At 75.1% G+C, this 9118-nt stretch carries 1 protein-coding gene; it reads left to right on the top strand.

Going from position 1 to position 9118, the window contains the following annotated elements; translation table 11 throughout:
• Positions 1 to 9109: SDR family NAD(P)-dependent oxidoreductase (locus tag AC07DC_RS41480; protein WP_478920139.1), on the top strand; the 9109-nt coding region annotated here is incomplete at its 5' end.
• Positions 9110 to 9118 lie beyond the last annotated feature (9 nt).

Here is a 9118-nt window from a genome sequence, read left to right as displayed (position 1 = left end):
GTACTGGCCGCGCACGGTGGCGTCGACCGGTGACGCGACCGGGCTGGGGCTGCGCTCCGGCGGTCACCCGATCCTCAGTGGCGCGATCACGCTGCCGGACACGGACAGCGTGCTGTTCACCGGGCGGCTCTCGCTCACCACCCACCCGTGGCTGGCCGATCACGCCGTCTCCGGCACGGTCATCGTCCCCGGCGCCGCTCTCGTCGAGATCGCCGTCCGGGCGGGCGACGAGGTCGGGTGCGGCACCGTCGAGGAGCTGACGCTCCAGGCGCCGCTGGTGCTGGGCGAGCAGGGTGCCGTTCAGCTGCGCGTGCAGGCTGGGGAGGCCGACGCGGGCGGGCTGCGGCCCGTCACGGTCTTCTCGCGGCCCGAGGACGCGCCCGACGACGCTCCCTGGACCTGCCACGCCGACGGCCTGCTGACGGCATCGGTGCTGGCCCCCGACCCGGAGTTCGACTTCTCGCAGTGGCCTCCGGCGGGTGCGAGCGCGATCGACACCGGTCACCTCTACGACGACCTGGCGGCGTCGGGCCTGGAGTACGGCCCGCTCTTCCAGGGTCTGCGGGCCGCATGGCGGCACGGGGACGATGTCTTCGCGGAGGTGTCGCTGCCCGAGGACGCGGGCGCGGACACCGAGGCGTTCGGACTGCACCCGGCGCTGCTGGACGCGACGCTGCACGCGATCAGCCTCGGCGACTTCGTCGAGGACGGCAGCGCGCCGCAGCTCCCCTTCGCCTGGTCGGACGTGGCCCTGTACGCGGCAGGAGCGAGCGTTCTGCGGATCAGGGTGTCGTCCGCGGCCTCCGGCAGCGGTGTGGCACTCCAGCTGGCCGACGCCGCCGGAGCGCCGGTCGCGTCGGTGGGCTCGCTGGTGCTGCGTGCCCTCGCGGTGGACCAGCTGACGGCTTCCGCCGGCGGCGCCGCCCACCACGAGTCGCTGTTCCGGCTCGACTGGACGCCGTTCCAGGTCGCCGACGAGGCGCGCCCCGGCGGCAGTTGGACACTGATCGGCGACGACACCTTTGCTCTGACCGACGCGCTCACCGCAGCGGGCGAGACCCTGACGGAAGGCGCGGACGGGGCGGCCGAGGCCGAGCTGACCCTCGCGCAGTTCACCACCGCCGGGTCCCCGTCCATCGGCGACACCGTGCACAGCGCCCTGGCGCTGCTCCAGGAGTGGCTGGACGCGAACCAACTGCCCGGCGCGCGGCTGGTGCTCGTCACCAGCGGCGCCCTGGCCGCCGCGCCCGGCGACGCGGTCGCCGACCCCGGTGCGGCGGCGGTGTGGGGCCTGGCGCGGTCCGCGCAGTCCGAGTACCCGGACCGGATCGTGCTCGTGGACCTCGACGGCACCCCGGCCTCGGCCGCGGCCCTGGTCCCGGCGGTGGCCGCCGCGATCGCCGCGGACGAGCCGCAGCTGGCGCTGCGCGGCGGGCAGGCGCACACCGCGCGCCTGCTGCGCAGCTCGCCCGCCGACAGCCTGGAAACCCCTGCCGCCGGTGCGGACACCGCCCCCTGGCGGCTGGACTTCACCGCCAGCGGGACTCTCGACAGCATCTACGTCGCCGACTTCCCCGAGGCTGCCGAACCGCTCGCCGAGGGCCAGATCCGGGTCGCGATCCGCGCGGCGGGCCTGAACTTCCGCGACGTGATGAACGTGCTCGGCATGTACCCGGGGGACGCGGGCCGGCTCGGTCTCGAGGCGGCCGGTGTGGTCGTGGAGACCGGCCCCGGTGTCAGTGGGTTCGCGCCCGGCGACCGCGTGATGGGCCTGTTCTCCGGCGCGTTCGGGCCGCTCGCGGTCGTCGACCACCGCCTCGTCGCTCCGATGCCGATCGGTTGGACGTTCGCCGAGGCGGCCGCCGCTCCGGTGGTCTACCTGACGGCGTACTACGCGCTCAACGACCTGGCCGGGCTGAAGTCCGGCGAGAAGATCCTCATCCACGCCGCCGCCGGCGGCGTCGGTATCGCCGCCGTGCAGCTCGCCGCCCACCTGGGCGCCGAGGTGTACGGCACGGCGAGCACCGGCAAGTGGGGGACGCTGCGCGGTCTCGGTCTGACCGACGACCGGATCGCGTCCTCCCGCACCCTGGACTTCGAGCAGAGCTTCCTCGGCGCGACCGGCGGGCGCGGCATGGACGTCGTCCTGGACTCCCTTGCCCGCGAGTTCGTCGACGCGTCGCTGCGGCTGCTGCCGCGCGGCGGACGGTTCGTCGAGATGGGCAAGACGGACATCCGGGACGCGGACACGGTCGCCGCCGACCACCCGGGCGTCGCGTACCAGGCGTTCGACGTCATGGACGCGGGTCCCGAGCGGATCCAGGAGATGTACGCCGCCCTCCTGGAGCTCTTCAACAGCGGCGCACTGTTGCCGCTGCCCGTGACCGCCTGGGACGTACGGCAGGCGCCCGAGGCGTTCCGCCACATCGGGCAGGCCCGGCACACCGGCAAGCTCGTCCTGACGGTGCCCGCGCCGCTCGCCCCCGAGGGCACGGTGCTGATCACCGGCGCCACCGGCGCGCTCGGCGGTCTGCTCGCCCGGCACCTGGTCACCGAGTACGGCGTACGCCACCTGCTGCTCACCAGCCGGCGCGGCCTCAAGGCGCCGGGGGCTCCGGAACTCGCCGCTGAACTCCAGGAGCTGGGCGCGAGCGTCACGTTCGCCGCCTGCGACGCCGCCGACCGCGAGGCGTTGGCCGCAACCCTCGCCGCGATACCGCCGGCGCACCCGCTGACAGCCGTGCTGCACGCGGCCGGCCTGCTGGACGACGGCATCCTCGCCTCGCTCACCCCCGAGCGCGTCGACCGGGTCTTCGGCCCGAAGGCCGACGCGGCCCGTCACCTGCACGAGCTGACCCGCGGCCTGGATCTCGCCGCGTTCGTGCTGTTCTCCTCTGCGGCAGGCACCTTCGGCAACCCCGGACAGGCCAACTACGCGGCCGCCAACGCCTACCTGGACGCGCTCGCCGCGCACCGGCGCGGCGCGGGCCTGCCCGCGCTGTCACTGGGCTGGGGCGCCTGGGCCTCCGAGGGCGGCGGCATGGCCGACGTCCTGGAGGCTGCCGACCGCGAGCGGCTGGCGCGCTCCGGCGCGGCGGCGCTCAGCAGCGCCGAGGGCCTGGCCCTGTACGACACGGCCGTCGGCCTCGCCGCCCACGCCCTGGTCCCCATGCACCTGGAGCTGCCGGCAACCGCCGCACCCGATGAAGTTCCGCCGCTGCTGCGGGCGTTGGTGCGTGCCCCGGCCCGCCGTACCGCCCGCGCCGCCACCAGCGGGGCCGCGCTGGAGCTCGGTCCGCGGCTGGCCGCGATGACCCTCGCCGAGCAGGAGGAGTTCCTCCTCGACCTGGTGCGCAGCAATGTCGCCGCCGTACTGGGCCACTCCGGCGCCGAGGCGATCGACCCGTCCCGGGCGTTCAAGGACCTCGGGTTCGACTCGCTGACCGGTGTGGAGTTCCGCAACCGGCTCGGTTCCGCGGCCGGTCTGCGGCTGCCCGCCACGCTCGTCTTCGACTACCCGGCGCCGGACGTGCTCGCCACGTTCCTGCGCACCGAACTCGTCGGCGACCTGGCGGCGAGCGGCGCCGGACCGGTGGCCAGCACGTCGATCTCCGGTGACGAGCCCATCGCCATCGTCGGCATGGGCTGCCGGTTCCCCGGCGGGGTGCGCTCCCCGGAGGACCTGTGGCAGCTGCTCGCCACCCGCACCGACGCGATGGCCGGGCTGCCCGACGACCGCGGCTGGGACGTCGAGTCGCTCTACGACCCGACGGGCGAACGCCCCGGCACCACGTACACCGACCAGGGCGCGTTCCTGTACGACGCCACCGACTTCGACGCCCCCTTCTTCGGCATCAGCCCGCGTGAGGCGCTCGCCATGGACCCGCAGCAGCGGCTGCTGCTGGAGACCTCGTGGGAGGCGCTGGAGCGGGCCGGGATCGACCCGGCCACGCTGCGCGGCAGCTCGACCGGTGTCTTCGCCGGCGTGATCTACCACGACTACGGCACCCGGCTCGGCGAACTCCCCGAGGGCGTCGACGGCTTCCTCGGGACCGGAACGTCCGCCGGGGTGCTGTCGGGGCGCGTCTCGTACGTGCTCGGCCTGGAGGGTCCGGCGATCACCGTCGACACGGCCTGCTCCTCGTCCCTGGTCGCCCTGCACCTGGCGATCCAAGCCCTGCAGCGCGGCGAGTGCACGCTGGCGCTGGCCGGCGGTGTCACCGTCATGGCCACCCCCGACACCTTCGTCGACTTCAGCCGCCAGCGGGGACTTGCCGCCGACGGCCGCTGCAAGGCGTTCGCGTCCACGGCGGACGGCACCGGCTGGGCCGAGGGCGTCGGCATGATCCTCGTCGAGCGGCTCTCCGACGCGCAGCGCAACGGGCACGACATCCTGGCGGTGGTCCGCGCCAGCGCCCTCAACCAGGACGGCGCCAGCAACGGGCTCACCGCCCCCAACGGCCCCTCCCAGCAACGCGTCATCCGGCAGGCGCTGGCCTCCGCCGGGCTGGCCGCCGCCGACATCGACGCGGTCGAGGCGCACGGCACCGGCACCCGGCTCGGCGACCCGATCGAGGCCCAGGCGCTGATCGCGACCTACGGCCAGGACCGGCCCGCCGACCAGCCGCTGTGGCTCGGCTCCGTCAAGTCCAACCTCGGCCACACCCAGGCCGCCGCGGGCATCGCGGGCGTCATCAAGATGGTCACCGCACTCGGCCACGAGGAGCTGCCCGCGACGCTGCACGTCGGCGAGCCCAGCCCGCACATCGACTGGTCCGCGGGGAACGTGGAACTGCTCACCGAGGCGCGGCCGTGGCCCCGCGGCGAATCCGGCGCCCGCCGGGCGGGTGTCTCCGCCTTCGGCTTCAGCGGGACCAACGCGCACGTCATCCTGGAGGAGGCGCCGGCGATCGAGCCGGCCGCAGGGGAACCGGAGACGGACACCCTCGCGCCCTTCACCGCCACCGAGACCGCGCCCGTGCCGTGGCTGCTCACCGGCCGCAGCGAGATCGCGCTGCGCGCCCAGGCCCGCAAGCTGCACGCCCACCTGGCGGGCGCGCCCGAGCTCGGCGCCACCGCTCTCGGCAGCATCGGGCACGCACTGGCCACCACCCGCACGCCCTTCGAACACCGTGCGGTGCTCGTGGGGGCGGACGGGCCGACGCTGATCCAGACCCTCAAGGACATCGCCGACGGCATCCCCGCTGCCGGCGTCGAGGAGGGCCTCGCGGGCGCCCCCGGCAAGACGGTCTTCGTCTTCCCCGGCCAGGGCTCGCAGTGGATCGGCATGGCCGCCGAACTCCTCGACACCTCACCGGTGTTCAGGGCCCGGCTGGAGGCCTGCGCCGCCGCGGCCGACGAGTTCACCGACTGGTCGCTGCTGGACGTGCTGCGCGGCGTCGAGGGCGCCGCGTCCCTGGAGCGGGTCGATGTGGTCCAGCCCGCGCTGTGGGCGGTCATGGTCTCGCTCGCCGCCGTCTGGGAGTCGCTCGGCATCCGGCCGTCCGCCGTCGTCGGGCACTCACAGGGCGAGATCGCCGCCGCGTGCGTCGCGGGGGCGCTCACCCTCCAGGACGCCGCCCGGGTCGTCACCCTGCGCAGCCTCGCGCTCGTCGGCCTCGCCGGCACCGGCGGCATGGTCTCCCTGCCGCTGCCCGCCGCGGAGGTCGAGGAGCTGCTGACCGCGTGGCCCGGCCAGATCTCGGTGGCCGCGAACAACGGGCCGTCGTCCACCGTCGTCTCCGGCGACCCCGGCGCGCTCGACGAACTGCTCGCCACCTGCGAGCGGCGAACCATCAGAGCCCGCCGGATCGACGTCGACTACGCCTCGCACTCCTCCCACGTGGAGTCGCTGCGCGAGGAGCTGGAGGACGTACTCGCCCCCGTCCGGCCGCAGGTGGGACGCGTTCCGCTGTACTCCACGCTGGAGGACCGGCTGATCGACGGCAGCGAGATGGACGCCACGTACTGGCACCGCAACCTGCGCCACACCGTCAAGTTCGAGCCGGCCGTGCGGGCGCTCGCCCTCACCGGCCACACGGTGTTCGTCGAGTGCAGCCCGCACCCGGTGCTCACAGTCGGCGTCCAGGACACCGTGGCCGCCGCCGGAGCCGACGACGTCGTCGTCACCGGCACGCTGCGCCGCGACGACGGCGGTGCGACCCGCGTCCTGACCTCCCTCGGGCGGCTGGTCGCGCACGGCGGACGCCCCGACTGGTCGGCGGTCTTCGCCGGCCGCACGCTGGAGCGCACCGACCTGCCGACGTACGCCTTCCAGGGCGAGCGCTACTGGCTGGAGGCCGTCTCCGGGTCCGTGGACCCGGCCGGCCTCGGCCAGACGCCGGCCGGGCACCCGCTGCTCGGCGCGGCCGTCGCCCTGCCCGACCGGGACGGCTACCTGCTCACCGGCAGGATCTCCCTCAAGTCCCAGCCCTGGCTGGGCGATCACGCGGTCGGCGGCGTCGTCTTCGTCCCCGGAACGGCACTGCTGGAGCTCGCCGTACGGGCCGGTGACGAGGCCGACTGCGGCACGCTGGCCGAACTGACCCTGGAGGCGCCGCTCGTCCTGCCGGAACGCGGCGAGACGCAGCTGCGCGTCCTGGTCGACGAGCCCGCCGCCGACGGACACCGCCCGGTCGCCGTCTTCTCCCGACCCGAGGACAGCGACGAGGACACCCCGTGGACCCGGCACGCCAGCGGTCTGCTGACCGCGGACACCCCGGCTCCGGGGCCCGACCTCACCCAGTGGCCGCCGGCCGGCGCCGAGGCGCTGACGACCGAGAGCCTGTACGCGGACCTGGGCGCCGTCGGCCTGGACTACGGGCCGGTCTTCCGCGGACTGCGGGCGGCCTGGCGGCGCGACGGCGAGCTCTTCGCCGAGGTCGAGCTGCCCACCGAGGCGGTCTCCGCGGCCGCCGACTACGCCCTGCACCCGGCGCTGCTGGACGCCGCCCTGCACGCCATCGCGCTCGGCGGATTCCTGGACGGTGACGAAGGGGAGGGGCCCTGGCTGCCCTTCGCCTGGTCGGGTGTCGCGCTGCACAGCGTCGGCGCCTCCGCCCTGCGGGTCCGGATCGCCGCGGCGCCCGGCACCGGCGCCGTCACCCTGAACGTCGCCGACGCCACCGGGGCGCCGGTCGCCGCCGTCGACTCCCTGCTGCTGCGCCGCCTCCCCCTGGAGGCGCTCGCCCAGCTCGGCTCCGCCGGCTCCGACCCGCACCGCGACTCGCTGTTCCGCGTCGAGTGGACCGCCGTGACGGCCCCGGGCGACCAGCAACCGGCCACGGACTGGGCGGTCTTCGGCGACGACCCGCTCTTCCCCGGCCTGCCGGAGATCTTCAGCACCGACGAGCTGGACGGTTCCATCGGCACCGTCCTGACGCCGGTGCACTGGCAGAGCGGCACCGAGGACACCGTCATGCAGGCCCTCGGCGACCTGCAGGTGTGGCTCGCCGACCCGCGCACCGACGGCACCACGCTCGTCGTCGTCACCCGCGGCGCGGTCGCCGCCGAGGCCGGCGAGGACATCGCCGACCTCGCGCAGTCCGCCGTCCACGGCCTGGTGCGCTCCGCCCAGTCCGAGAGCCCCGGCCGCATCGTCCTTGCGGACATCGGAACCGGCATCCCCTCCCGGACCCTGCTCGCCGCGGCCCTGGCCACCGGTGAGCCGGAGTTCGCGCTGCGCGACGGGAAGATCCTCGCCCCCCGGCTGGTCCGGGCGGAGGCGCGGGCCGACGCCCTGGCGCCGTGGCAGTCCGACGGCACCGTCCTGATCACCGGCGGTACCGGCGGTCTGGGCGCGCTCGTCGCCCGGCACCTGGTCGGCGAGCACGGCGTACGGCACCTGCTGCTCACCAGCCGCCGTGGGGCGCAGGCCCCCGGCGCGGCCGAACTGACCGCAGAGCTGGAGGCAGCGGGCGCCACCGTCACCGTCGCCGCCTGCGACGTAGCCGACCGCGACGCGGTCGCCGCGCTCCTCGCCTCGGTGCCCGAGGCGCGACCGCTGCGCGGCGTGGTCCACGCGGCCGGCGTGCTCGACGACGCGACGCTCGGCAAGCTCACCCCCGAGAAGCTCTTCGCGGTCCTGGCCCCCAAGGCCGAGGCCGCCCGGCACCTGCACGAGCTGACGGTCGCGGCCGGGACGGAACTGGACGCGTTCGTCCTGTTCTCCTCCTCCGCCGGGGTCTTCGGCAACGCCGGACAGGCCAACTACGCGGCGGCCAACGCCTACCTCGACGCCCTCGCCGCCCACCGCAGGGCCGCGGCGCTGCCCGCCGTGTCCCTCGCCTGGGGCCTGTGGGCCGAGCCGAGCGGCATGACCGGACACCTGGAGAGCACGGACCTGGCGCGGCTGGCCCGCTCCGGCATCCGGCCGCTCAGCCCCGAACAGGGCCTGGCCCTGTTCGACACCGCGGTCGGCGGGACGGAGCCCGCTCTCGTCCCGATCGGCCTCAGCACCGCGGGCCTGCGCTCGCAGGCGGGCGACGGCCCGGTGGCACCGCTGATGCGCTCGCTGGTCCGCGGCCCGTCCCGGCGCACCGCGCAGGGCGCGTCCGCGGCGGAGGACGGCGCCCAGGGCGACGCGCTGCGCAAGCGGCTCGCCGCGCTGCCCACCGACGAGTGGGAGACCGTGCTGCTCGACCTGGTGCAGTCCTACGCGGCGGCGGTGCTCGGCTTCGCCGGCACCTCGGCGGTCGGCGCCACCCGCTCCTTCAAGGAGCTGGGCTTCGACTCGCTGACCGCCGTGGAGTTCCGCAACCGGCTCGGCGCCGCCACCGGTGTCCGGCTCCCGGCCACCGCCGTCTTCGACCACCCGACGCCGCTGGCGCTGGCCCGGCTGCTCTACGGCGAGTTCGCCCCCGAGCAGACCGACCCGGCCGACGCCGTACTCGCCGAACTCGACCGCCTCGACGGCTACCTGCCGGAGGTGTCCCTCGATGACAGCGTCCACGCCGCCGTCACCGCCCGCCTGGAGGAACTGCTCTCCCGGTTCAAGAACCTGCGCGCCGGCGCGGGCGGCGACACCGGCGAGAACGTCAACGAACGACTGCAGGACGCCACGACCGACGAGGTCCTGGCCTTCATCACCGACGAACTGGGCATCGCCTGACGGCCCTCC

This window comes from Streptomyces sp. NPDC045021 (genome assembly GCF_056432645.1).
The sequence above is the reverse complement of the archived record's forward strand: the minus strand, read 5'-3'. Positions and strand labels throughout refer to the sequence as shown.